22 protein-coding genes and 5 tRNA genes are annotated in these 23,252 nt (G+C 43.1%); 11 read left to right on the top strand and 16 right to left on the bottom strand.

Features of this window, described 5'->3' with window-relative positions; all coding sequences use genetic code 11:
- Nucleotides 1-517: 517 nt before the first annotated feature.
- The 3 genes from C1X04_RS14870 (at nucleotide 518) to C1X04_RS14860 (ending at nucleotide 3,051) form a co-directional block, all read left to right on the top strand.
- Nucleotides 518-1,420 (top strand): porin, encoded by a 903-nt coding sequence (locus tag C1X04_RS14870; RefSeq protein ID WP_137170347.1) that lies wholly within the window; start codon nucleotides 518-520, stop codon nucleotides 1,418-1,420.
- Between the two features lie 253 nt (nucleotides 1,421-1,673).
- Nucleotides 1,674-2,312 (top strand): cupin domain-containing protein, encoded by a 639-nt coding sequence (locus C1X04_RS14865; protein ID WP_137170346.1) that lies wholly within the window; start codon nucleotides 1,674-1,676, stop codon nucleotides 2,310-2,312.
- A 31-nt stretch (nucleotides 2,313-2,343) separates the two neighbouring features.
- Nucleotides 2,344-3,051: a fumarylacetoacetate hydrolase family protein gene (locus C1X04_RS14860; protein WP_137170345.1), complete on the top strand. Its 708-nt coding sequence runs from the start codon at nucleotides 2,344-2,346 to the stop codon at nucleotides 3,049-3,051.
- On the opposite strand, the gene C1X04_RS14855 is transcribed toward C1X04_RS14860, so the two are convergent.
- Nucleotides 3,041-3,499: a tRNA-uridine aminocarboxypropyltransferase gene (locus tag C1X04_RS14855; RefSeq protein ID WP_137170344.1), complete on the bottom strand. Its 459-nt coding sequence runs from the start codon at nucleotides 3,497-3,499 to the stop codon at nucleotides 3,041-3,043. The genes C1X04_RS14860 and C1X04_RS14855 overlap by 11 nt on opposite strands.
- A 144-nt stretch (nucleotides 3,500-3,643) precedes the next feature.
- Nucleotides 3,644-4,855: an ammonium transporter gene (locus C1X04_RS14850; RefSeq protein ID WP_137170343.1), complete on the bottom strand. Its 1,212-nt coding sequence runs from the start codon at nucleotides 4,853-4,855 to the stop codon at nucleotides 3,644-3,646.
- 439 nt (nucleotides 4,856-5,294) lie between these two features.
- Between C1X04_RS14850 and C1X04_RS14845 the strand changes: the two genes are divergently transcribed.
- Both C1X04_RS14845 and C1X04_RS14840 read left to right on the top strand, forming a co-directional pair.
- A complete protein-coding gene (locus C1X04_RS14845) occupies nucleotides 5,295-5,507 on the top strand; it encodes a cold-shock protein (protein ID WP_110577459.1) in 213 nt (70 codons plus the stop codon).
- A 123-nt stretch (nucleotides 5,508-5,630) separates the two neighbouring features.
- Nucleotides 5,631-6,296 (top strand): glutathione S-transferase, encoded by a 666-nt coding sequence (locus tag C1X04_RS14840; RefSeq protein ID WP_137170342.1) that lies wholly within the window; start codon nucleotides 5,631-5,633, stop codon nucleotides 6,294-6,296.
- A 13-nt stretch (nucleotides 6,297-6,309) separates the two neighbouring features.
- Here the strand turns inward: C1X04_RS14840 and C1X04_RS14835 are convergent, their stop codons facing one another.
- The gene (locus tag C1X04_RS14835) at nucleotides 6,310-7,152 is read right to left on the bottom strand and encodes an outer membrane protein assembly factor BamD (RefSeq protein ID WP_110577461.1); all 843 of its coding nucleotides are present in this window, start codon (nucleotides 7,150-7,152) and stop codon (nucleotides 6,310-6,312) included.
- A 159-nt stretch (nucleotides 7,153-7,311) separates the two neighbouring features.
- Here C1X04_RS14835 and rluD point away from each other — a divergent pair, with 159 nt between their 5' ends.
- The 3 genes from rluD to clpB all read left to right on the top strand — a co-directional run bounded on the left by rluD (nucleotide 7,312) and on the right by clpB (nucleotide 11,818).
- Entirely contained in the window at nucleotides 7,312-8,295 is a 984-nt protein-coding gene (rluD, locus tag C1X04_RS14830) for a 23S rRNA pseudouridine(1911/1915/1917) synthase RluD (protein ID WP_110577462.1), read from the top strand.
- Nucleotides 8,296-8,361: 66 nt separating this feature from the next.
- Complete coding sequence (pgeF, locus tag C1X04_RS14825; protein ID WP_137170341.1) at nucleotides 8,362-9,108, top strand: peptidoglycan editing factor PgeF; 747 nt, start codon at nucleotides 8,362-8,364, stop codon at nucleotides 9,106-9,108.
- 124 nt (nucleotides 9,109-9,232) lie between these two features.
- Nucleotides 9,233-11,818: an ATP-dependent chaperone ClpB gene (gene clpB, locus C1X04_RS14820; RefSeq protein ID WP_137170340.1), complete on the top strand. Its 2,586-nt coding sequence runs from the start codon at nucleotides 9,233-9,235 to the stop codon at nucleotides 11,816-11,818.
- Nucleotides 11,819-11,887: 69 nt separating this feature from the next.
- Here clpB and C1X04_RS14815 read toward each other — a convergent pair whose 3' ends face one another.
- The 13 genes from C1X04_RS14815 to C1X04_RS14755 form a co-directional block, all read right to left on the bottom strand.
- Nucleotides 11,888-12,472, bottom strand: coding sequence for a TIGR04219 family outer membrane beta-barrel protein (locus C1X04_RS14815; protein WP_137170339.1), 585 nt, complete (start codon nucleotides 12,470-12,472; stop codon nucleotides 11,888-11,890).
- 114 nt (nucleotides 12,473-12,586) lie between these two features.
- Nucleotides 12,587-12,661: transfer RNA gene (locus C1X04_RS14810), tRNA-Gln, on the bottom strand.
- Between the two features lie 18 nt (nucleotides 12,662-12,679).
- A tRNA-Met gene (locus C1X04_RS14805) sits at nucleotides 12,680-12,756 on the bottom strand.
- Between the two features lie 34 nt (nucleotides 12,757-12,790).
- Nucleotides 12,791-12,865, bottom strand: a tRNA-Gln gene (locus C1X04_RS14800).
- A 14-nt stretch (nucleotides 12,866-12,879) separates the two neighbouring features.
- Nucleotides 12,880-12,956, bottom strand: a tRNA-Met gene (locus C1X04_RS14795).
- A gap of 10 nt (nucleotides 12,957-12,966) precedes the next feature.
- Nucleotides 12,967-13,041 (bottom strand) — tRNA-Gln (locus tag C1X04_RS14790).
- A 114-nt stretch (nucleotides 13,042-13,155) separates the two neighbouring features.
- Nucleotides 13,156-14,247 (bottom strand): redox-regulated ATPase YchF, encoded by a 1,092-nt coding sequence (gene ychF, locus C1X04_RS14785; RefSeq protein ID WP_110577433.1) that lies wholly within the window; start codon nucleotides 14,245-14,247, stop codon nucleotides 13,156-13,158.
- Nucleotides 14,248-14,272: 25 nt separating this feature from the next.
- The gene (pth, locus tag C1X04_RS14780) at nucleotides 14,273-14,857 is read right to left on the bottom strand and encodes an aminoacyl-tRNA hydrolase (protein ID WP_110577432.1); all 585 of its coding nucleotides are present in this window, start codon (nucleotides 14,855-14,857) and stop codon (nucleotides 14,273-14,275) included.
- Between the two features lie 21 nt (nucleotides 14,858-14,878).
- Nucleotides 14,879-15,457, bottom strand: coding sequence for a 50S ribosomal protein L25/general stress protein Ctc (locus C1X04_RS14775; protein ID WP_110577431.1), 579 nt, complete (start codon nucleotides 15,455-15,457; stop codon nucleotides 14,879-14,881).
- Nucleotides 15,458-15,526: 69 nt separating this feature from the next.
- Nucleotides 15,527-16,474 (bottom strand): ribose-phosphate diphosphokinase, encoded by a 948-nt coding sequence (locus tag C1X04_RS14770; RefSeq protein ID WP_110577430.1) that lies wholly within the window; start codon nucleotides 16,472-16,474, stop codon nucleotides 15,527-15,529.
- 80 nt (nucleotides 16,475-16,554) lie between these two features.
- The gene (ispE, locus tag C1X04_RS14765; protein ID WP_137170338.1) at nucleotides 16,555-17,430 is read right to left on the bottom strand and encodes a 4-(cytidine 5'-diphospho)-2-C-methyl-D-erythritol kinase; all 876 of its coding nucleotides are present in this window, start codon (nucleotides 17,428-17,430) and stop codon (nucleotides 16,555-16,557) included.
- A complete protein-coding gene (gene lolB, locus C1X04_RS14760; protein ID WP_137170337.1) occupies nucleotides 17,415-17,993 on the bottom strand; it encodes a lipoprotein insertase outer membrane protein LolB in 579 nt (192 codons plus the stop codon). Before lolB ends, ispE begins: the two co-directional genes overlap by 16 nt.
- Nucleotides 17,990-19,798 carry a tetratricopeptide repeat protein gene (locus tag C1X04_RS14755; RefSeq protein WP_137170336.1) on the bottom strand — a complete coding sequence of 603 codons (1,809 nt, stop codon included), beginning with the start codon at nucleotides 19,796-19,798 and terminating at the stop codon, nucleotides 17,990-17,992. The genes lolB and C1X04_RS14755 overlap by 4 nt, the downstream gene beginning before the upstream one ends.
- Before the next feature lie 198 nt (nucleotides 19,799-19,996).
- Between C1X04_RS14755 and hemA the strand changes: the two genes are divergently transcribed.
- From hemA to prmC, 3 genes are read left to right on the top strand one after another with little or no spacing between them, the layout of a single operon-like run.
- On the top strand, nucleotides 19,997-21,265 hold the full coding sequence (gene hemA, locus C1X04_RS14750) for a glutamyl-tRNA reductase (protein WP_110577426.1): 1,269 nt from the start codon (nucleotides 19,997-19,999) through the stop codon (nucleotides 21,263-21,265).
- A gap of 3 nt (nucleotides 21,266-21,268) precedes the next feature.
- A complete protein-coding gene (prfA, locus tag C1X04_RS14745) occupies nucleotides 21,269-22,357 on the top strand; it encodes a peptide chain release factor 1 (RefSeq protein WP_110577425.1) in 1,089 nt (362 codons plus the stop codon).
- A gap of 22 nt (nucleotides 22,358-22,379) precedes the next feature.
- Complete coding sequence (gene prmC, locus C1X04_RS14740; protein WP_137170335.1) at nucleotides 22,380-23,219, top strand: peptide chain release factor N(5)-glutamine methyltransferase; 840 nt, start codon at nucleotides 22,380-22,382, stop codon at nucleotides 23,217-23,219.
- The last annotated feature ends 33 nt before the right edge of the window (nucleotides 23,220-23,252 follow it).

The raw sequence follows: 23,252 nt of genomic DNA, 5'->3' as shown, positions 1-23,252 counted from the left end.
ATGCAGCGGAAATTTCATTTCATACAAGACCCACCCCCATTTCAATAAATTTTCATATAATTGTTTTACTCTTGTATGTGTAACCTATGCGTACCACGCCTTAAAGGTTGTTATTTTAGCGCCTTCATTTTTTGATTTAATTGGAGTATGAAATAGGCTTTGCCATCATCTCCTCCTATGCTTTTGTCTAAATTTCGCTCATCTTTGCACATAAAATCTTATTTGATGTTTAAAAATTCACTTATTGTAGTTTTTATATGCACATTATTTTCAGTGTTTATCTTTGTTTTTTATTAACATTTTGATTTTTAAGGTTTTTTGTTTTTTTCTTTTGCTCTTCTTTCAACTTTAGTCCTTTATTGGTGAATTATTTCATATAAAAAGCACTCAGAGTGGATTGTTTGTGCATGCAAGCCGCGCCTACTTGTCAATTTCTGCAGAATCTTTAGATTAATTGACTGTTGCTTGCAATATTCAAGCGCCTACAAGAAAGCTATATATTTAAAGGGAAACGAGAATGAAAAAATCGATTATTGCTATCGCAGTATCTAGCGCTGCTTTTGCTGCTGTATCTGTTCATGCTGCTGAAGGTTCTACAGTAGACGTTTACGGTAACATCCAATACGCATACACAGACAACGATGCTGGTTCTGACTTTGAAGACAACGGTTCGACTTTTGGTTTCAAGGGCGAAACAACAATCAATGAAGATTTGACTGCTTTCTTCAAGTACGAGCTTGAAGCTAATGCTGATGAGAAGAACACTGTTTCAACTCGTCTTGATCAAGCTTTTGTTGGTTTGAAAGGTAACTTCGGTAAAGTACAAGTTGGCTCTTTCGATTCTATCTACAACAATGCTATTCAAGATTCTGTAGATCAGTTTGAGAACCTAGGATTTAACAACAACTCTACTACAACTGAAGGCGACACTATCGCTTATTTCTCACCTTCTTTTGGTGGTCTAGAGATTCAAGCTTCTGCACAAGTTAAAGGTAGTGATAACGCAAATGATGGCACTGCAGTTACACTTGTAGGTAAATACAGTGTTGATGCTTTGACTGTTGCTCTAGGTTTCGATTCTCTTGAGAATGATCAAGCTGATGACGAAAACACTATCGGTTTGAATGTTGGCTACCAAGTGATGCCAGCTTTGAATGTAAGCGCAAAATTTGAGACGACTAAAGACATCGAAGACACTTTCGGTTTAGCTGCTCGTTACGGTTACGGTGCTGGTGACATTTATGCTTCTGCACAGGTTATCTCTCCAGATTCTGGTGATGACTACAACGAGTTCGGTGCAGGTGTAACTTACAGCCTAGCATCAAATGTTTATGTATACGGCGAAGTAGCTAGCATTGAAGCTAACTCTACTGCTGATTCCGACACTCAAACAGCTGTTGGTGTTTACTACGGTTTCTAAGATCTTCTCCTAGAAGATTTTATTTACTCTAAGGCTCCCTAGCTTTTAATAAGGTGGGAGCCTTATGTTAAGTACGATCATTCAAGGTTCCATATTTCTTCTCTTGTAGGCGATTGTTGGAACATTTTGGCACTTGGTGGAAACACTAAGTGCCTTTTTTATGTAAAAAAGTGCCCAGCCTTGGCATTACAAATACTTGATTGTTATTTGACCAAACCGTTACACTGGATTTTTACTTTGATTGGCGGTTGTTATGCTTAATATGGACTTTACCCAAGCTGTATTGATCGATACAAATAAACTTGATTGGGTAGCAAGTCCAATGTCGGGTGTGTTTAGGAAGCCTTTGGCGCGAGAAGAGGCTGAACGAGGTCACGCAACTAGCCTTGTACAGTACGAGGCAGGGTCAGTTTTTCGCCCACACCCACATCCTTTGGGTGAGGAAATATTGGTGCTATCAGGTGTTTTTTCCGATCAGCAAGGCGACTTCGAGGCCGGTAGTTATTTTAGGAACCCCCCTGGCACTAGTCATGCGCCCCATAGTGAAAAAGGGTGCTTATTGCTCGTCAAGCTGCACCAGTTTCAGTCGTCCGACTTAAATCAAGTTTCTGTAAATACCCCTAAAATCTGGTCGTCTAATGAATCCGAGATTTTGCCGCTGTATACATTGGGTATGGAGCGTGTTTGGCTTGTTAGGATTCAGAATGGTGACAATTTATTAGGTGAATTAGACTTACCTGATGCGGTTGAGTTATTTATTATCTCAGGGCAAGCTCGTTACGGTGAGCTTTTATTGTCATCTGGCATGTGGTTGCGAGAGCCGCAATTTTTGTCAAAGGAGTGGAGTGTAGAATCGAGCTGTTTTATTTGGCTAAAATCGGGGCACTTCTAAATCGTCTGTTAATGAAAATATTGAGGCATTAGTGAAATATATTGTACCAGAGCAAAAAAGAGTGGTTCTGCCGATAGTTGAAAGCGATGAGTGCTTCCCTGTAGGCCGAGTTTTCTGTGTCGGCCGTAATTATGCTGAGCACTCAAGAGAAATGGGTGATGACCCTGAAAGAGATCCGCCATTTTTCTTTGCTAAAGGTGCAGCTGATGTTGTGCCTGTTGGTTTTTCTGAAGCGGTGTCTATTCGTTATCCCATGGCTTCTAAGCAGTTTGAGTATGAGGTTGAATTAGTTGTGGCGATTGGTCGTGGAGGGCGTAACCTAACGCTGGAGCAAGCTGCTGATGCTGTTCTTGGTTACGCTGTTGGCTTAGACATGACTCGACGAGATCTTCAGGCGCAGGCTAAGAAGAAAGGCCGTCCATGGGAGGTTGGAAAATCATTTGATGAATCTGCGCCAATCAGTCCAATTCTCCTGAAAACAGATCTGTTGACTAAACAAATATTGAATGCTGAGATTGGGTTAAAGGTGAATGATGATTTGAAGCAGATTAGTCATATCTCCAATCTAACTTGGTCAATAGAAGAAGTTATCTGTAAATTGTCTGAGGTATTTGAGTTGCGACCTGGAGACTTAATCATGACAGGTACGCCTGAGAATGTTGGGCCTGTTATTTCTGGTGATGAAATGACAGCTTGGGTTGATTCCATCGGTGAAATTCGAGTCCGCGTTACTGATTAAATTCTGTGAATCTGTTCTGTAAGGCCGGTGCTAATGGGTGGCCGTATTCGTTTAAAAGATGAATCGCCACTTCTGCTGTACAAAGACCGGTTGTCTTTTGATTTCTGCGTTTACTAAAAACGGACTTCATGTCTTTGATTTCATAGTGGGTAAACTTTTTTAGATATGGAGACTGGTTGTACATTTTTTGTGCTTGCTGCCAAGTGCCGTCAATGACAATAATGTTCTCTATGTTGAGTGGGAGTTGGTTGCTTTGTGCTGAGTCTGTATTGTTGTCTGGGAAGATAAGCAAGCTATTATTCAGAGGTAGGTTGATTATGTCTGGGTTAGGCGCAACACGGGACCAGATAATGACTTTGCAATCAGTCCCCATTATCTCTTCTACTAATTTCCCTGTTCCAGTTTTCTTTTTGAGCTCTTCACTGTGTGTCAGCAGCCAAATAATCATGTATCTCTTTTACCTAGGTAGACGTTTGTTGTGGGATTGTAATCATAGCGGGCTCTATTATGCACTAAAAAGCCCCTCTTGTTTTGTGTAGGTAGCACACTGACAAGAAGAGCTCTTTAAGATTGGTTGAGTAGAAAAAATGGGTTACTCTTTTCCTATCGAACCTATTTTATGAATAGATAAGTCCGCGCCATTAAATTCATCTTCCTCATTTAGACGTAGTCCGCTGATGGCTTTTATTGCGCCATAAACAGCAAAGCCACCTAGGCTGGCTACAGCAATACCTGCCAAGCTTCCAATGAGCTGTGAGATAAAGCTAACACCACCTAGACCGCCAAATGATTCAGCGCCAAATATACCCGCTGCAATACCTCCCCATGCACCACAAACTCCGTGTAATGGCCATACACCGAGTACATCGTCTGTATTCTTGAAGTTTTGTTGAACATAGGTAAATAGCAAGGTAAATATAGCACCCGCAAATGCGCCTGTTGCTAGCGCCCCTATTGGGTGCATTATGTCTGATCCAGCACAAATGGCCACCAATCCGGCCAGTGGGCCGTTATGTATGAAGCCTGGGTCGTTTTTGCCAAATATCATCGCGGTAATGATACCACCCACCATCGCCATTAAAGAATTTACGGCGACGAGTCCGCTGATGCCATCCAGCGTTTGTGCTGACATAACATTAAAGCCAAACCAGCCGATACAAAGGATCCAAGCCCCAAGGGCAAGAAAAGGTATGTTGGAAGGGGCGAAGGCAACGAGCTTTCCTTGTTTGAATCGACCACGTCGAGTGCCGAGTAAAACAATTGCTGCAAGAGCGACCCAGCCCCCAAACGCGTGCACAACAACGGAGCCAGCAAAATCATGAAATGGGGCTCCAAATTGGCTTTCTAATAGACCTTGAAAGCCATAGTTACCATTCCAGACAATACCCTCAAAGAATGGGTACACAACACCAACTATCATCGCTGAAGATATTAGCATAGGGTAGAACTTGGCTCGTTCAGCAACGCCACCAGAGATGATAGCGGGGATTGCAGCAGCAAATGTCATTAAAAAGAAGAACTTAACCAGGCTATATCCATTATTTTGAGATAAAACGACCGCACTATCAAAAAAAGTAATGCCATAAGCGATTTGATAGCCAACAAAGAAGTAGACAAGCGCAGATATGGCAAAGTCAGTCATGATTTTAACCAGAGCATTGACTTGATTCTTGTGACGTACGGTTCCTACTTCAAGAAAAGCAAAGCCAGCATGCATAGCAAAGACCATAACAGCCCCAAGTAGAATAAAAAGAGTGTTTGAGCTGGATACCAACATTTCGACTGCACTATTTATGGGTGACACGGAGTAACTCCTATTGTTTTTTGCACTTATATGGTTGCCCGTTCTCTTTTTTTGCCCTTGTTTAGGGCTTTTTTAAAAGAAAATGGCGTGTTTTTTTATCATCTAGTGCTTTTTAAGCAAATTCTATTCCATTCTGCATTTCTTTGGTGCTTTATCGTTTCTTTTTATTTCTTAGTGTTCTCTTTTGGTGCTTGTCGATTTTGCATGCTGTCAATGTCCGTCATTTTATGACTAGGGAGGTTAGTTATGTGATGCCTCCAAAATCTCGACTTATATGTGCTTCCTATTTTATTTCTAACAACTTATTATCAATATGTGGCTATATTTATTAGTACTAATGTACTTATGAATTAGCTGGATATTGTCTTTTTTAAGACGAGTAGAGTTTTAATTTAGTTAAAAAGATTGCTCATTAAGAGCAGCATAAAATGAGGTTATTATGTCAGATCAGTTAGTTTCAGGAATTGTTAAGTGGTTTAATGACGAAAAAGGGTTTGGTTTTATTGAGCGTGAAGGCGGTGCAGATGTTTTTGTTCACTTTCGTGCTATAAATGGTACTGGTCGTCGTACTTTACAAGAAGGTCAAAGTGTTACTTTTGAAGTGACTCAAGGTCAAAAAGGTCCTCAAGCTGAAAATGTAACTATTGTATAATTAATTTAGTTCCATTTTTAAAAAGCCATGTATCCATTGCGCTCCATTTCAATTATTTAGCGTACTGGTAACATGGCTTTTTTACGCTTCAAATTTCAGATATAGGTTTTATAGGAGGAGGAGTTGTTTCCTGTTTTATACTCATTTAGGCGCTGCCCTTATGCCATTCGAGCAAGGTATACCCTTTCACTGTTGGGAGTGAATGTCTATTTAAGGGAAGTTGATCTAAAACGTAAGCCACAGGCTTTGTTGTCGTTGGGGGGGAGGTCTAGCGTTCCTCAACTGGTTGATACTGAAGGAAACCGTTACCCGGAAAGCTTGGATATTATATTCTGGGCACTATCAAGGGTCGAGCATGGGCTAGATATAGAGCGTATATGGCCGAATGAATCGACGAAAAAAAACAACATGATGGCGTGGGTTCGATACAATGATCATATTTTTAAGATATGGCTTGATCGCTATAAATATGCCGATCGTCATCCTGAATACAGTCAAAACTACTATTATGAAAAAGGTGAAGTGTTCTTGAAGCGCTTGAATCAGCGTTTGGCGAATAAGACTTACTTATTTGGTGAAAATGTGAGTGTTGCTGATATTGCAGTATTCCCTTTTGTTCGCCAATTTGCAGGTGTAGATCAAAAGCGTTTTGATGAATCACCTTATCATCACCTTAAGTTATGGCTAGCAAGGTTTTTAGACTCATCACTCTTTAAAGATATTGTGATGAAAAAGTATTCTACTTGGGAGATCGGGCAGGAAGAAGTTGTGTTCCCACCCAATCAGTAGCCTAGATTATTGTCTAGCCGATTAAGCCAAACGTTATCCAATATAGAAAGCTAGGATCTGCGTCACTTGGTAGTTCAAGCTGAATGAATTTACCTTCTTCATCTAGATACTTGGATTCAGGAAAGTTTTGTTTTAATACAGCTAAATTCGTATTTGCTAAATCCGTTTGCTCTAAGTCCATATAAGACTGAATACTGATAGCAAGTGCTTCTTCGACAGATCGGGTGCTAGGATAGTGTAAAATCACTTCTTGGCTTCTACGTAATGCAGAAAGAGGTGCCTTTCTTTTTAAATAGTAATTCGCTACTTTCAGTTCATGTCGCGAAATCATTTCACGTAAATGCAACATGCGGGCTTTTGCATCTGGCGCATACTGGCTGTTTGGAAAGCGTGATGTGAAGTCTGCAAGTTCATTAAAGGCTTTGGATAATTCTTTTGAGTCTCTTTCGCTTGGGTCTAAATCCAAGTAGCGAGACATAAAGGTTTCAGCGCCTTTGTAGGTGGATAGAGCGCGCATGTAGTACGCGTAATCGATAGAATCATGTTCGGGGTGATTTTTGATGAAACGCTCGGTAGTAGAGTGCGCAGCAATGAAATCGCCTGCTTCCATTTGGGCATAGATCAAGTCCAGTTCTGCACGAGTACTGAATTCGCCAAATGGGTAACGTGAGTCTAAGTCTTTCAGATGTTTTATCGCCGTGGACGGAAGGTTGTCTTCCAATGCTTGTTGCGCTTTGTCGTAATAAACGCGTTCAGGCAAGTCTGGTTCCTGTACTTGAGTGCTTGAACAGGCAGCAATGAATAAAGAAAAACTAACTATTCCAGAGAATCGGAGCAACGAGTGATGAAATCCCATGTATAATCAAAACCTTGATATGGTAGTAGATTGGCCTCAATCGGCATTTTGTAGCGTTATACTGCGAAAGATGAAGAAGAGCAAGGCGCTACACGTTTTTTCACATTTAGCCCAATGATAAGTTTATTGGGCTGATAACAACAGATTAAAGTACATTGTATGGCAGAGCGAATAGTAAAAGAAGCCTTAGTTCCTTTCGATTTGGGAGGAAGTCGGTTTGATCAAATTGCAACAGAATTGTTTAGCGACTATTCCCGTTCTCGTATCCAGTCATGGATTAAGGAAGGGGTTTTAAAAGTTGACGGAAAAATCACGAAGCCTAAAGAGAAGTTGTTTGGTGGTGAAACGGTGTCTCTGGATATTGTTATTGAGGCTCAAGAGGACCATGAAGCCCAAGAGATGGATCTTGATATTGTCTATGAAGACGATGATATTATGATCGTTAATAAGCCTGCTGGTTTGGTGGTTCACCCTGCTGTCGGTAACAGAGATGGCACCTTGATGAACGCTATTCTTCATCACGCCCCCGAAACAGCGCACATTCCTCGAGCTGGTATTGTGCACCGTTTAGACAAAGAAACAACGGGCTTGATGGTGGTTGCAAAAACACTGGCGGCTCAAACGGACCTAGTTGCTCAATTGCAAGAGCGCAGTATGGGCCGAGAGTATGAAGCGATTTCTATTGGTGTGATGACTGGTGGTGGTGTTGTAGATGAGCCTATTGGTCGCCATCCACATAATCGCCAAAAGCAGGCGGTAGAGCCTGTAAATGGGAAAGATGCTGTAACGCATTACCGTTTGGTTGAACGCTTTAAAAATCACACACATATCCGCTTAAAGCTTGAAACAGGACGAACTCATCAAATTCGAGTTCATATGGCGTTTATTCAATATCCATTGGTGGGAGACCCTCAATATGGTGGCCGTTTAAAAATGCCAAAAGCTTGCTCTCCAGAATTGCAGGATGAGCTACGTCATTTCCGCCGCCAAGCTCTGCATGCGAAAAAGCTAGAGCTTTCCCATCCTATTACAGGGGAATGGATGCAATGGGAAATTGATTTGCCTGAAGATATGCAAAAATTGCTAGAGGCGTTAAAGAAAGATATGGTGGAATCAGGCAGTAACGATTCTGAGTATTTTTAATAGAATGATGTATTCTCTAAAGGCAGCTTCGAGCTGCCTTTTTGTTATTTGCTTGCGAGGGATTTGATGGCTTCTCAATTTTCTTCATATATTTTGCCAACTTGGCCTGCGCCTGTGTCAGTTTGTGCTTATGTGTCGACACGTGTTGGTGGTGTTAGTAATCCGCCTTTTGATGGGCTTAACTTGGGCTTGCATGTAGATGATGATCCTGCAGCGGTTAAGCAAAATCGACAATTGTTTGCTTCATATATTGATATGCCGGACTCTGCGGTTTGGCTAAATCAAGTTCATGGTACAGAGGTTGTTCAGTTGCCATGTGGTCTACCTCTAAAAAGTGCCGATGCCGCAACTTCTCGGACTGTTAATCAAGTTTGTGCTGTGCTCACCGCTGATTGTTTGCCTGTGTTTTTTTGTAATCTGTCAGGAACTCAAGTGGCCGTCGCGCATGCAGGCTGGCGTGGATTGTGTTCAGGTGTTTTGGAATCGACATTGGCTCAATTTGATGAGAAAGACGATGTGATTGCTTGGTTGGGGCCGTCTATTGGGCCGAGTGCATTTGAAGTAGGTGATGAGGTGAAAGAGGCTTTTATGTCGGTTGATCCTCAGGCTGAATTAGCATTTGGCTCTTCTATGCGAGCGGGAAAGTGGTTTGCCGACTTGTATCTGCTAGCTCGACAGCGTCTATTATCTGCAGGTGTTAAGCAAATTTATGGCGGTGACTATTGTACTTTTACAGACAGTGAGCGCTTTTTTTCTTATCGTCGAGAAGGAATGACTGGGCGAATGGCCTCTGTTATTTGGCTAAAAGAATAAGATATTTTCAATTAATGTGACCAGTGTCAAAAAAATGACACCTATCATCTTGAAAAGCTGGTTTTCGGGATTATTAAGATCGTAATTGAATATTTCATCTTATGTTTATAAAGGATGTCAGATTATGCGTATAGATCGTTTAACCAGTAAATTACAGTTAGCGCTTTCCGATGCTCAATCGATTGCGCTTGGACAAGATCATTCCTATATCGAACCACTTCATTTAATGATGGCTTTGCTTGATCAGCAGGGCGGTAGTACGCGCCCGATTCTTCAGCAAGCTGGTATTCCCGTTGCTAAATTTCGTGAAAGTTTGAATGAGCTTTTATCCCGTCTTCCTAAAGTGAATGACCATGATGGCAATGTGCAGATGTCTCCAGAGTTGGGGCGATTGCTTAACCTTGCTGATAAAGAAGCGCAGAAACGAAAAGACCAATATATCTCTTCCGAATTGGTTTTGATGGCAATGTTTGATGGCAAGGACGATCTTGCCAAAAGCCTAAAGGCCAGTGGCGTTACTAAATCCGATATTGCCGTTGTTATTGATGGTATTCGAGGTGGCGATTCGGTGAATGATCCTGATGCAGAAGAAAATCGACAAGCGTTAGATAAATATACAGTTGATCTTACAGCGAGAGCGGCCGAAGGTAAGCTGGATCCAGTCATTGGGCGTGATGATGAAATTCGCCGTACGGTTCAGGTGCTACAGCGTCGACGTAAAAATAACCCTGTCTTAATTGGTGAGCCAGGTGTTGGTAAGACCGCTATTGTTGAAGGTTTGGCGCAACGAATTATTAATGGTGAGGTGCCGGAAGGTTTAAAGAATAAGCGTGTTTTGTCCCTTGATATGGCGGCGTTAATTGCTGGGGCTAAATATCGTGGTGAGTTTGAAGAGCGCCTAAAAGCTTTGTTGAATGAACTGGCGAAGCAAGAAGGGCAGGTGATCTTATTTATTGACGAAATTCACACCATGGTGGGGGCGGGTAAATCTGAGGGCTCAATGGACGCAGGTAATATGCTTAAACCTGCGCTTGCTCGTGGTGAGTTACACTGTGTTGGTGCCACTACGTTGAATGAATATCGTCAGTTTATTGAGAAAGATGCGGCATTGGAAAGACGTTTCCAGAAAGTATTGGTAGAAGAACCGAGTGTGTTGGATTCTATCGCTATTCTGCGGGGCTTAAAGGAGCGTTATGAGGTTCACCATGGCGTAGACATCACTGACTCCGCGATTATCGCTGCAGCGAAGCTCTCGCAGCGTTACATAACGGATCGACAGTTGCCGGATAAGGCAATTGACCTTATTGATGAAGCGGGCAGTCGTATTCGTATGGAGATGGATTCAAAACCAGAGGATATGGATCGTTTGGAGCGTCGTCTAATTCAGTTGAAAATTGAAAAAGAGGCTTTGAAGAAAGAGAAAGACAAAGCCTCCAAATTACGATTAGAGGAATTGGGTGTAGAAATAGATAACCTGCAGAAACAATTTTCGGATTTAGAAGAAATTTGGAATGCGGAGAAAGCGGCTGTTCAAGGGGCTCAGAAGCTCAAAGAGGAGTTAGAGTCAGTACGCCACGAAATGGAAGAGGCCCGTCGAAGCGGAAATTTAGCCAAAATGTCAGAGCTTCAGTATGGCGTCATTCCAATGTTGGAGGCTGAAATCGAAAAAGCGAGCAAGGCCGAGGAAACAACGGAAACACGGCTGCTAAAAAGGCGTGTGACTGAAGAGGAGATCGCCACGGTCGTTTCTAGATGGACAGGCATCCCAGTCGATAAAATGTTGGAAGGTGAGCGTGACAAGCTGCTGCGAATGGAAGAAGCATTGCATGAGTCTGTAATGGGACAAGATGAGGCGATTCGGGCGGTTTCAAATGCGGTTCGTCGTTCAAGGTCAGGTCTAGCCGATCCGAATCGTCCAAACGGCTCGTTTTTGTTCTTGGGGCCGACAGGTGTTGGTAAAACGGAATTATGTAAATCCCTTGCGAAATTCCTTTTTGATACCGAACAGGCGATGGTTCGGATCGATATGTCAGAGTTTATGGAGAAGCATTCGGTCGCACGCTTGATAGGAGCGCCTCCAGGTTATGTAGGTTACGAGGAGGGTGGTTATCTTACAGAAGCTGTGAGACGTCGCCCGTACTCTGTGTTGCTACTTGACGAGGTCGAGAAAGCTCATCCAGATGTTTTTAATATTCTATTGCAGGTTTTGGATGATGGACGACTAACTGATGGACAGGGGCGCACTGTTGATTTTAGAAATACGGTGATTGTCATGACCTCTAACCTTGGGTCGGATTTAATTCAGGAATATCAGTCGGCTGACCAATACGATGAGATTAAAGCGAAAGTAATGGAGGTAGTAGGAATGCACTTCCGTCCAGAGTTTATTAACCGTATTGATGAAACTGTCGTCTTCCATCCTCTGATGAGGTCTCAAATCAAAGGTATTGCGACAGTGCAGCTTGCTCATCTTAATGAGAGATTGGCTGAGATGGGGATGTCTTTGACTCTTACTGATGCTGCAGCAGATCAGCTTGCTGAGGTTGGATACGACCCAGTTTATGGCGCTAGGCCATTAAAGCGGGCAATACAGAAATTGATAGAAAATCCATTGGCTAATGAATTGTTATCTGGGAATTTTGTAGTGGGTGATAGTATTGTTGCTGGATTATCTGATGATGGTCTTATTGGTTTTTCAAAAGCGAATTAGCAGGTCTCTGAAATGAAAAATCCCGCTGAGGCATAACAGACCTCAGCGGGATTTTTTTATTTAAGAGACTTAGAAGTCTACAAATGCACCAATGAAAAGACCTTTTGGCTCAACCTTTCCGTTAGATTTAAAGTCTTCTTTGATCGTTCTGTAACCTAGCTCTAGTCCGGCAAAGACCAGTGGTTGGAATTTAACTTTGAAGGTCGTGTCGGTAATATCTGCATCACTATTGCCACCTGTTTTCACTTCGGCGCCAACTGATAAAACAGTGCCTGGGATGTCTAAGAAAGCAGACGCATATAGTAATGGGTAAGTGCCACCGATGTCTGAGTTATCATGATCGATTTTTCTGAACGTTGCACCTACATCCAAATGTACTAATGTTAACCCATCCAAAAGCTCGTAATAGAGAGTGTAATCATTAAAAGGGAGGTCGTAAGAGTTGTTGCTATCTTTACTTTCTAATGATTGATGTTGTATGCGAAGGTTTGGAATAAGTGGGATAGGGTGCTCTAGAGCGATGCCGAAGTATGAGTTAAAATCATCACCATCATTGATAAGGTAAGATCCAGCTTCAGCAGTAACACCAAGAACGTCAGCGTTTGCCGTACTTGCTAATAAAGCAGTTGATAAGATTAGGGCCGATTTCTTCATGAGTATTGTCCATAGATCGAGAGGATAAATTTAGGCTAATTATAGGAGGAAGAAAGCCAAAATCCAATGAAATAAGGAAAAGATATGAGGAATTGTGGAGAATATTTACATAGATGGCTGGGGTAGAAGGATTCGAACCTACGCATGACGGGATCAAAACCCGTTGCCTTACCGCTTGGCTATACCCCAATAAAAAAGTGCTTTTACTGGTGGCTATGACTAGATTCGAACTAGTGACCCCATCATTATGAGTGATGTGCTCTAACCAACTGAGCTACATAGCCTTAATTGTATTGTCTATTACTAATGGTAAATCGATGGCTGGGGTAGAAGGATTCGAACCTACGCATGACGGGATCAAAACCCGTTGCCTTACCGCTTGGCTATACCCCAATTTATCGAATTACTGGTGGCTATGACTAGATTCGAACTAGTGACCCCATCATTATGAGTGATGTGCTCTAACCAACTGAGCTACATAGCCGTTTGTCTGTTGGCTGGGGTAGAAGGATTCGAACCTACGCATGACGGGATCAAAACCCGTTGCCTTACCGCTTGGCTATACCCCAACAGACTGACACAAAAACAGTTCACATGAATTGATCTACTGCCTCTGTGGCGCGATATTATTCATATAACCTGTTAATGGGTCAAGTGTTTTTCTAAAAATGTTTCATTATTCGTTATACGTTAAAACGGAAGTGCATGACATCGCCATCTTTTACGATGTAATCTTTGCCCTCAAGACGCCATTTTCCAGCTTCTTTGGCACCGCTTTCGCCTTTATATTGGATGAAATCGTTGTAACTGATGACTTCAGCACGAATAAAGCCTTTTTCAAAGTCTGTGTGGATCACACCAGCGGCCTGTGGGCCTGTTGCGCCTTGTTTGACTGTCCAGGCACGTACTTCCTTTACGCCTGCTGTGAAGTAGGTCTGAAGGCCTAGCAATTCATAGCCTGCACGGATGACTCGATCTAAGCCTGGCTCTTCCATTCCCATCTCATCAAGGAACTCTTGCATCTCTTCTGCATCTAGTTCAGAAATTTCTGCTTCAAGCTGGTTGCAGATAGGAACCACCATAGCGCCTTCGGCTTCTGCGATTTCACGTACTTGGTCAAGATATGGATTATTTTCAAAACCGTCTTCAGCCACGTTGGCAATGTACATAGTTGGTTTGGTCGTTAGCAGGTGCAAAGAGCGGACTTCTTTTTTCTGCTCGTCTGACAATGTCATAGAACGAACTGGCAAGCCGTCTTCTAGGTGTGCTTTGATGCTTTCTAGAAACGCTTTATGGGCTATGGCTTCTTTGTTACCGCTTTTGGCATTTTTTGCTGTGCGGAAAAGTTGTTTGTCGATGGACTCGATATCCGCAAAGATTAGCTCAAGGTTGATAACTTCGATGTCTAGTTTTGGGTTAACGTGATTTGAAACGTGAATAACGTTTTCGTCTTCAAAGCAACGAACAACATGAGCAATCGCATCCGTTTCACGAATGTTGGCAAGAAATTTATTGCCAAGACCTTCGCCTTTTGATGCGCCTTCTACTAAGCCTGCAATATCAACGAATTCCATTGTTGTTGCTAGAACTCGTTCAGGTTTAACTATTTCGGCCAATGCATCCAAGCGCGGATCTGGCATAGCAACAACACCTGCGTTTGGCTCGATCGTACAGAATGGAAAGTTTTCTGCGCCAATACCGGCTTTAGTTAATGCATTAAATAGAGTTGATTTACCAACGTTAGGTAGCCCAACGATGCCGCAATTAAAACCCATAGTGAGATTCCTAATAATTAAGTGGTTATGCTTTGAAGCTGTGTAGCTGATTCATCACGGCGTTAAGGTTGCCGCGGACGATGTCATCAACATAGCGCAGTGATTCGTCGATTGTTTGTTCTATTTTTGTGTAATCGTCTGGAGCGGCTTTCTTAAGAACGTAATTAGCGACTTGGCTGGCGTGACCAGGGTGCCCAATACCAATTCTTAGGCGGCCAAATTCTCGATTATTTGCCAGCTTTGAAATAATGTCTTTTAACCCGTTGTGACCACCATGCCCACCGCCTTGCTTTAGTTTGACGGTACCTGGGGGAATATCTAATTCATCGTGAATAACAAGGATTTCTTCAGGAGGGATTTTATAAAACTGGCACACGGCCTGAACCGCTTTACCGCTTAAATTCATATAGGTGGTGGGAATAAGGAGATAGCACTCTTCACCAGCTATATAAACTTTGCCAAATTGGCCAAAAAACTTTTTCTCAGAACGAAGAGGGCATTGGCTCTGACGAGCCAATGCCTCAATCCACTGAGCGCCTGCATTGTGGCGAGTGTTCTCGTATTCGCTACCTGGATTTCCCAAGCCTACTAATAATTTGAAACCTGCCACAATACTGCCTTCAATTAGATCTTAACGTTTAGACTTACCGATACGAGCGATAGGTTGGTCGTGATCTTCGCCTTTAAGCAAAGATACAAGCTCTACGCCTTCAGGAAGGATAACATCAGACAAGTGGAAGATCTGGTCAAGTTGACCTTTGATCACGTCTACTGTTAGTGCTTCAGGTAGGTTCGCTGGCAAGCAACGAACTTCAGCCAATTTAGACTCAACAGTCAAACGACCACCTTGCTTACTAACACCTTCACTTTGAGCAGCGTTGATGAAGTTTAAAGGAACGCGAGTTGTGATTGGCTTATCAGCTTGTGCGCGCTGAAGGTCCATGTGCATAACGTCGCCAGTAGATGGGTGGCGTTGTAGTGCTTTAACAAGGACTTGCTCAGTTTTGCCTTCTACAGATACTTCAACTAGACCAGTTAAGAAACCTGGAGTGCCAACAGCTTTAAGTAGCTCGTTGTTTTTGAAAGAGATAGATACTGGAGCAGCTTCACCGCCATAAATAACAGCTGGCACTAGGCCTTCGTTACGAAGGCGGCGGCTCGCACCTTTACCTTCTTGAGTACGTGCTACGGCATTAATAGATAATGACATGGTATTTTCCTAATAATTAATAAAGTTTGTGCCCAGAAATGCGACCCGTTCCGAGCGTTAGTGTTTGGCTTAGGCCCCAAACATGGCACTGATAGACTCTTCGTTGCATACGCGACGAACAGCCTCCGCCATAATGTCAGACATCGACAATTGGCGTATTTGAGGGCAATTAAGCGCCTCTTGTGTCAATGGGATGGTATCAGTCACGACCAACTCATCAAGCACGGAATTTTTAATGTTTTCAATGGCTTTGCCAGACAGTACAGGGTGAGTACAGTAAGCAAGCACTTTTGCGGCGCCATGTTCTTTTAAGGCTTTTGCCGCTGCGCACAATGTGCCGCCTGTGTCACACATGTCATCTACTAAGACGCATGTTTTTCCTTCTACATCACCAATCAAATGCATGATCTGAGCTTCGTTAGCACGAGGGCGACGCTTATCGATAATAGCCAAGTCGGCATCATCAAGTAATTTTGCAAAAGCACGAGCACGAACCACACCGCCCACATCAGGAGAAACAACCGTGATGTTCTCATGGCCTTGACGTTGTAGGTCGTCTAGCAATAACGGTGTTGCATAAACGTTATCAACCGGAATGTCGAAGAATCCCTGAATTTGATCTGCATGAAGGTCAACCGTTAAGACGCGGTTAATGCCTACTGCTGAAATCATATCTGCAACGACTTTTGCGGTAATAGGCACGCGAGCAGAGCGCACTCGGCGGTCTTGTCGAGCGTAGCCAAAATATGGAATAACCGCTGTCACTCGGGTAGCAGATGCACGACGCAGCGCATCAGCCATGACAATGAGTTCCATTAAATTGTCGTTACTTGGTGCACAGGTGGATTGGATAATAAAAACGTCTTTACCACGAACATTTTCATTGATCTCGACCGTAATCTCTCCGTCGCTAAATTTACCTACGGTTGCGTTTCCGATAGGTAGCCCTAGGCGGCGTACCACCCTGCGAGCGAGTTCAGGGTTTGCATTACCGGTAAAAACCATCAACTTGGACACTGTGTATACCTTTGTATTTTGTAGCGATGACTATTTATTAGCCAATAAAAGACTGGCTGAGGAGTGCTGTTTCAGATGCACTAACCTCTATTTTGCTCAATCCACTGGTTTAACGCGGTGTGCGTCGGAGATGTATTACAACCGCGGCAAACCCAACTCTGCCATTTTGTCGGTGTAGACGATCTCACTCGTTCAGCGTCGTGTAAATTATCAAATGCTAAAAAGAGGCAAGCCCCTGTTCCCGTTAGCTTTGCGTCGCCATGATTTTTCAACCATAAATAGGCTTCTTCGACCTCGGGATTGTGCGCTATTACCACGTTTAAGCAATCATTATGCCCACCCAGCTTCAAGGCGTGCGATATTCTGATGGGAGGGGTGTCTCTTGTCAAATATTTATCGGTAAAAATTTGACCAGTTGAGACGTGACAGTTGGGCTTGATAAGCAAAAAATAGGGGGTATCCAGCTCGACTTGTTGTAGCTTTTCACCGACGCCTTCTGCAAAGGCGGCAAACCCCATTATGAAAACAGGGATGTCTGCGCCTAACTGCACGCCTAATTCAGCCAGTTTTTCCAAAGAAAGGTGGCATTCCCATAATACGTTTAGAGCAAGTAAAGTCGTTGCTGCATTTGAGCTGCCACCACCGATTCCACCACCCATAGGTAATTGTTTTGTTAGGATTATATCGATCCCGAAAGAGGAGTCTTTCTTAAACGGGGTAAGCAATTTTGCCGCTTTGTAAATAAGGTTATCTTCGATAGGCAGCTGTTCAATAATAGGGGTAATTGTGATCCGATTATTGCGTGTGAGTGCAAAGTCTAGGGTGTCACATAAATCGATAAACTGAAACAAAGTTTGCAGTTCATGGTAGCCGTCTTCTCGTCGGCCAGTAATGTGTAAAAATAAATTTAATTTTGCAGGAGAAGGTAATTGCATCTTAGTTACTGAATAGTCCATTGGTTAATAATTAAATTCACTCTAAATGGCGGGTTCGATACCTGCATTTTTTGAGGTAGTGATAGGCCTTCGACTTCGGTGAAATTGCTATAAGTTATTTTCCATCCGTCTTGCTCTATGGTGTTAGGCAATTGGCTTTCAGGGTCTTTCGTTATTTTTGAGGCTGAATTTGGATAGGCAAGCCCTCTCATCCAATAAGTTACTTGCTCGACAGGAAATGCCCAACCCAGCTCTTGCTGCAATAAAATAGCCGGATTGTTACCCGTAACAACTTTGTCTTCGTATTCAAGAGTCACGACACCGTTGCTCGACTGGTTCATATATGTGGCGCCTTGGCCAAAGGGGCCTACGATGCTTAAGGCGAATGTGTTTGGGTCTTTTTGCCAGTTGAAGTTTCCTGACACTGCGTCATTTTGTGTTCTAATGCCGACTCTGCCCGAGGTTTCCCATTTTGAAATGGCATCTACGCTTTCTGGTGGTGGCGTTATGGGGCCTGTTGGTCTAGAACTACAGGCACTAATGATGGCAGTTAAGGCTAGAATACTGAGTACACGATAATTCATGATGATGAGTCCTGTTTGTGTTCTTCAAGTAACGACGGTGACAGTCGTTCAATGGTATCTATTAAAAGTGGTGTATCAGGCGATGTTTCTAAGGCGCTTTTCCAAATAGAGATCGCTTCTTCGTAATGGCGTTGTTTCCATAGAGATTCACCGTAGTGAGCGCCTATCTCCGCATCGGGTAAAATAGACCAAGCTTTCTTTAAATAGTAAGACGATTGCTCGAACTCCCCCTTTAAAAAGAATCCCCAGCCTAAACTATCAATAATGGCTGGGTCATTGTCTGCTTTTTCGTAAGCGGCTTCTATGTAAGCCATTGCTTCATCAATTCGTGAGGTCCGAATGAGTAAGGTGTAACCTAATGCATTTAGATATTGTGGATTGTCAGCGTCTTTTTGTAATAAGGTTTTAAGCTCTGTTTCGGTTACTTTCCAGTTGCCAAGCGTTTCTGCGAGTAATGCTTTTCGATAACGCAACGAGTCAGATTCAGGAAACTTGTCTAAAGCGGTACTGACTAGTTCAAAGGAAAGCTCCGGGTGGCCTTTTTCTTCGTGCAGTAGACTGATTGTCGTTATTTGTTCAGGGATATTTTCGCGCGGTGTTCTAGTTAGCACCATGTTGTTGATGCTGTTCTCCATCCCGTCTTCATAAAACCAAAGGGCCAACTGATTGGTGGCATTCGAGCGTAGGGCGCCTTCAACATTTTTCATGGCTTTTATTGCTTGGTCTTTTTTATCCAGTTGGAAAAAAGCCAGCGCAGTTAAATACTGTATTTGATCAGAAAGCCCCAGCTGTTTTTGTGGCAGGCTATTGGCTATATTTAAGGCTAGCTCTGCTTGATCATGCTCTAAAAGAGAGCGCATCAAATTGATGCCTACTTGGAGCTTCTCAGGGGTCTCTAAGTTAGCATTTAGATAAATGTCTGTTCCTTGTTGGGCTTGTTTATTTTCAACAAGAAAATCAATCAAGGGAGTGAGTATTCTTGTGTTTTTAGGATAGTGAGTTAGAGCTGAATTCAGTGTTTTGATCGCGTCATCGAGTAGTCCAAGGTTTTTCTGACTGAAGGCTAAAATAAGATAGAGAGATTCGCTTTTGTCTGCAGACGATTTTTCTAAAAGCTTTTTCGAGGTAGTGATGGCGAGTTGATACTCTCCTGAGAGTAATAACAAATGAGCGTAGCTTAACTGAATGTATTGATTGGCTTTCCGCTCTGGAGGTAAGGCTGAGATGGCTTCCTCTATAGTGGAAACTTGTTCATTTTCTCGAATGTTTTCTTCTAGATAAATGGGCAAGAAACGCACAGAGACATTATGTCTCATGGCGTTTGTTAGCAAGGTAGTGACTTCTTCTGTGCGATTGCCTTGTATTAGAACTTGCATCTTTAGTGCGTAGGCTGCTTCTGCAGTAGAGTCGACAGAAAGCCATAAGTTAGAGCTTCTTTCTATCAGCATAGGATTTTGAGAAGCAACGGCAATCTGTGTGAGCCTTTTTATAAGAGCGAGATCCTTTGATTTGTTCGCTAACTCATAAAACGATTCAAAGGCTTTGTTAGGGCCTTCTCTTTGTAGCATAAATTCGGCGTTCAGAAGAGATTCGATGTCATCGTTGCTTGCTTTAATGACGAGGGATCGTTCTTCAGGCGTTAGTGATTCAATGTCTTCCGATATCGTATTATGACTGCACGCACTGAGAAGAGTGACGCTAAGCGTAGCCACTAGGGTTAGTAGCCCTTTTTTATAAGGCGTATGTTGTACTTTTTGTGTCAGCCTAAAAACAGCAGGCATATTTTTTCTCGATGCTAAATTCATATAGCCCTTATGGTATCGTTAGCGGATCGTTATGTCAGTCATAACTATAAACTAATCCTATTACTTTTATTGATCATATGGGGTGCGAAAAAAAGCGAATTTCTCGTATAATGTGTCTTCTTTATGTAAAGAGTCATGTTGGAGCAATGCTTGCTTCTGTCATTACCTTAAGATCTCGATCTTTGATAAGAGTCCTGAATGCCGCTAATTACTGTAGGTGTAAATCACAAAACAGCGCCAGTTTCGATACGTGAGCGCGTCGCCTTTGCGCCCGAGAAAATGATTGATGCTTTGTCTTCTCTTATCTCTGAAAGAAAAGCCAGTGAAGCCGTTATTGTCTCGACTTGTAATCGTACAGAACTATACTGTTCTGTTGAAGATTTCACCAAAGCAAGTGACGTTATTGCTTGGTTGGGGGAATACCACGGTATCGCCTTGTCTGATCTTCAGCAGTATTGTTATACGCACACAGATGACGATAGTGTTCGTCATGTGATGCGAGTTGCATCTGGCTTGGACTCTTTGATTCTTGGTGAACCTCAAATTTTAGGGCAAGTTAAGTCTGCTTACGCGGTGTCTCAGGAAGGTTCTTGTATTGGCCCAGAGTTAGAATCATTATTTCAGCGCACCTTTTCTGTAGCCAAACGTGTTCGAACCGATACGGCTATAGGCGAAAACCCAGTTTCGATTGCGTTTGCAGCGGTCAGTCTTGCGCAGCGAATTTTTGCCGATATTAGAAACAGCACAGCCTTGCTGATTGGTGCAGGCCAAACGATTGAGTTGGTTGCCAGACACCTCAAAGAAAATGGTATCAAGCGCATTATTGTTGCGAACCGAACATTAGCGAGAGCCGAGGCGTTAGCGACAGAGCTGAAGGCAGAGGCAATCATGTTGGGTGAGGTCGGTGACTATTTGTCTCAAGCCGATATTGTCATTTCTTCGACCGCGAGTCAGCTGCCTATTATCGGTAAAGGCATGGTTGAGCGTGCCACGGCAAAACGTCGTCATTCTCCGATGTTACTGATCGACATTGCGGTACCTCGTGATATTGAGCCTGAAGTCGACGAAGTTAGTGATGCTTACTTATATACTGTTGACGATCTTCATTCAGTGATTGAAGAAAATGTTAGAGCAAGGCAAGATGCGGCGAAAGCCGCTGAGCAAATGATTGAAGAAGGGGTAGACTCTTACCGACGAGTGATTGAGTCGAGAAAAGTCTCAGACCTGATAGTCGCCTTTAGGCAGTCTGCCGAGGCGATAAAAAATACCGAATTGGAAAAAGCGCTTAAAGGCCTAGAGATGGGACAGTCTCCAGAGCAAGTGGTTAATAAACTTGCTCATAGTCTAATGAATAAGCTAATTCACTCGCCAACGCGTTACTTACGCGATGCCGGAGCTGACGCTGACCAACATGCATTAACCATTGCCTCAAATGTATTGGGCATCTACGAAGAAAAAGATAATTAAAAAATGAAAGAATCGATAAAGTTAAAATTAGAAAGCTTATCTGATCGTTATGATGAATTGGCGGCGCTACTCGGTGTTGCTGAAGTCATCATGGATCAAGAATTGTTTCGTGCTTATTCGAAAGAGTATGCTGAGCTTGAGCCTGTTGTTAAATGTTTTAATGAGTTTCAGCAAATAGATGAAAATATCGCTGAGGCTGAATTGATGATGACAGATGCCGACCCTGATATTAAAGAAATGGGGGTTGAGGAATACAAAGCAGGTCAAGCGCAAAAAGAAGAGCTTCAGTTGGTATTGCAGAAATTGTTACTACCAAAAGATCCGAATGATTCCCGCAACGTGTTTTTGGAAGTGCGTGCCGGAACTGGTGGCGATGAAGCGTCTATTTTCTCCGGCGATTTATTCCGTATGTACTCTCGTTATGCCGAGGCGCAACGTTGGAAAGTAGAAATTGTCAGCGCGAGTGAAGGCGAGCATGGTGGTTATAAAGAAGTCATAGCGCGAATCGTCGGTGACGGAGCGTATTCAAAGTTGAAGTTTGAATCTGGCGCGCACCGAGTTCAGCGAGTACCTGCGACAGAATCTCAAGGCCGTATTCATACCTCGGCTTGTACTGTGGCTGTCATGCCTGAAATGGATGAAATTGATGACATCATCATCAATAAAGCTGATCTGCGTATTGATACGTTCCGCGCGTCTGGTGCGGGTGGTCAGCACGTTAACAAAACAGACTCTGCTATCCGTCTTACTCACATTCCAACGGGTGTCGTTGTAGAGTGTCAGGAAGAACGATCTCAACATAAGAACCGTGCTAAAGCCATGTCATTACTGGCGTCTCGTTTGCAAGCTGCAGAGCAAGAGAAAGCAGCCAGCGAACAATCAGAAACGCGTAAGTCTTTGGTTGGTAGTGGTGATCGATCAGAGCGTATCCGAACATATAACTACCCGCAAGGGCGTGTTACAGATCATCGTATTAACCTGACTTTGTATAAGTTAGATGAAATCGTAACCGGTGATTTGGATGTCCTGATTAATCCGTTGGTGAATGAGTTCCAAGCTGAGCAATTGGCAGCACTGAGTGGCGATAACTAATTATTAAAGGTAATCATCGCACATGCGAATTGATGAACTATTAAAAGGCGCCTCTGAGCGCCTTTCTTCTGTTTCAGAGACGGCCTTATTGGACGCACAGCTGTTGCTTGCTCATGTCTTGGCTGTGTCGACTTCTTATTTTTATACTTGGCCTGAAAAAAAGGTCAGTGTGAGAGATAGTGAAAGGTTTAATGTCCTGTTGTCTCGTCGAGAGTTAGGGGAGCCAGTTGCTTACTTATTGGGAGAGCAGTCATTTTGGAGCTTGGATCTGGAAGTGGCGCCCTGCACATTAATTCCTCGAGCCGATACTGAGCGGCTGGTGGAAGTGGCTTTGTCTGTGCTGGATATAAGCAAAGTAAATCGCATTCTAGATCTTGGTACTGGAACAGGCGCAATAGCCTTGTCGCTGGCGTCAGAGCATCCTAGGTCGATTATCGTTGGTGTCGATTTGGTTGAAGAGGCAGTTGCTCTTGCTAAGAGAAATGCTGTGCGTAATCAATTGAGTAATGCAACGTTTATGCAAAGCAGTTGGTTTGAATCATTAGAAGGTGGTGAGTTATTTGACCTTATAGTATCTAACCCTCCTTATATTGATCCAGAGGACGCGCACTTGTCTCAGGGGGATGTGCGTTTCGAGCCTAAAAGTGCTTTAGTTGCTGAAAATCATGGCATGGCAGATATTGAGCATATTATTCAAGTTGCACCTCGTTTTATGAAGCAAGGCGCCTATTTGATGTTTGAGCATGGCTATGATCAAGCTATCGCTGTGCAAAAATGTTTTGTAGAAGCGGGTTTTATTGCGGTCGAGAGCTTTCAAGATTTAGGTGGCAATGATCGAGTGACGATTGGCCAGTATGTTTAGGAGTTAGAAGCAAGCGCCATCGTTAGCGCTTGC

Source organism: Marinomonas sp. FW-1, from assembly GCF_005222245.1.
Lineage (GTDB): Bacteria > Pseudomonadota > Gammaproteobacteria > Pseudomonadales > Marinomonadaceae > Marinomonas > Marinomonas alcarazii.
Note: the sequence above shows the minus strand (reverse complement) of the source record. Positions and strands in the feature narration are given on the sequence as shown.

Excerpts from the sequence above, each read along its gene's own strand:
- C1X04_RS14815 (WP_137170339.1), bottom strand. The coding sequence starts at position 12,472 with ATGAAGAAATCGGCCCTAATCTTATCAACTGCTTTATTAGCAAGTACG.
- ispE (WP_137170338.1), bottom strand. The coding sequence starts at position 17,430 with ATGGACTATTCAGTAACTAAGATGCAATTACCTTCTCCTGCAAAATTA.
- C1X04_RS14775 (WP_110577431.1), bottom strand. The coding sequence starts at position 15,457 with ATGTCATTATCTATTAATGCCGTAGCACGTACTCAAGAAGGTAAAGGT.
- C1X04_RS14835 (WP_110577461.1), bottom strand. The coding sequence starts at position 7,152 with ATGGGATTTCATCACTCGTTGCTCCGATTCTCTGGAATAGTTAGTTTT.
- ychF (WP_110577433.1), bottom strand. The coding sequence starts at position 14,247 with ATGGGTTTTAATTGCGGCATCGTTGGGCTACCTAACGTTGGTAAATCA.
- C1X04_RS14755 (WP_137170336.1), bottom strand. The coding sequence starts at position 19,798 with ATGAATTTAGCATCGAGAAAAAATATGCCTGCTGTTTTTAGGCTGACA.
- C1X04_RS14870 (WP_137170347.1), top strand. The coding sequence starts at position 518 with ATGAAAAAATCGATTATTGCTATCGCAGTATCTAGCGCTGCTTTTGCT.
- hemA (WP_110577426.1), top strand. The coding sequence starts at position 19,997 with ATGCCGCTAATTACTGTAGGTGTAAATCACAAAACAGCGCCAGTTTCG.
- C1X04_RS14865 (WP_137170346.1), top strand. The coding sequence starts at position 1,674 with ATGCTTAATATGGACTTTACCCAAGCTGTATTGATCGATACAAATAAA.
- clpB (WP_137170340.1), top strand. The coding sequence starts at position 9,233 with ATGCGTATAGATCGTTTAACCAGTAAATTACAGTTAGCGCTTTCCGAT.
- lolB (WP_137170337.1), bottom strand. The coding sequence starts at position 17,993 with ATGAATTATCGTGTACTCAGTATTCTAGCCTTAACTGCCATCATTAGT.
- rluD (WP_110577462.1), top strand. The coding sequence starts at position 7,312 with ATGGCAGAGCGAATAGTAAAAGAAGCCTTAGTTCCTTTCGATTTGGGA.
- C1X04_RS14855 (WP_137170344.1), bottom strand. The coding sequence starts at position 3,499 with ATGATTATTTGGCTGCTGACACACAGTGAAGAGCTCAAAAAGAAAACT.
- pgeF (WP_137170341.1), top strand. The coding sequence starts at position 8,362 with ATGGCTTCTCAATTTTCTTCATATATTTTGCCAACTTGGCCTGCGCCT.
- C1X04_RS14845 (WP_110577459.1), top strand. The coding sequence starts at position 5,295 with ATGTCAGATCAGTTAGTTTCAGGAATTGTTAAGTGGTTTAATGACGAA.
- prmC (WP_137170335.1), top strand. The coding sequence starts at position 22,380 with ATGCGAATTGATGAACTATTAAAAGGCGCCTCTGAGCGCCTTTCTTCT.
- prfA (WP_110577425.1), top strand. The coding sequence starts at position 21,269 with ATGAAAGAATCGATAAAGTTAAAATTAGAAAGCTTATCTGATCGTTAT.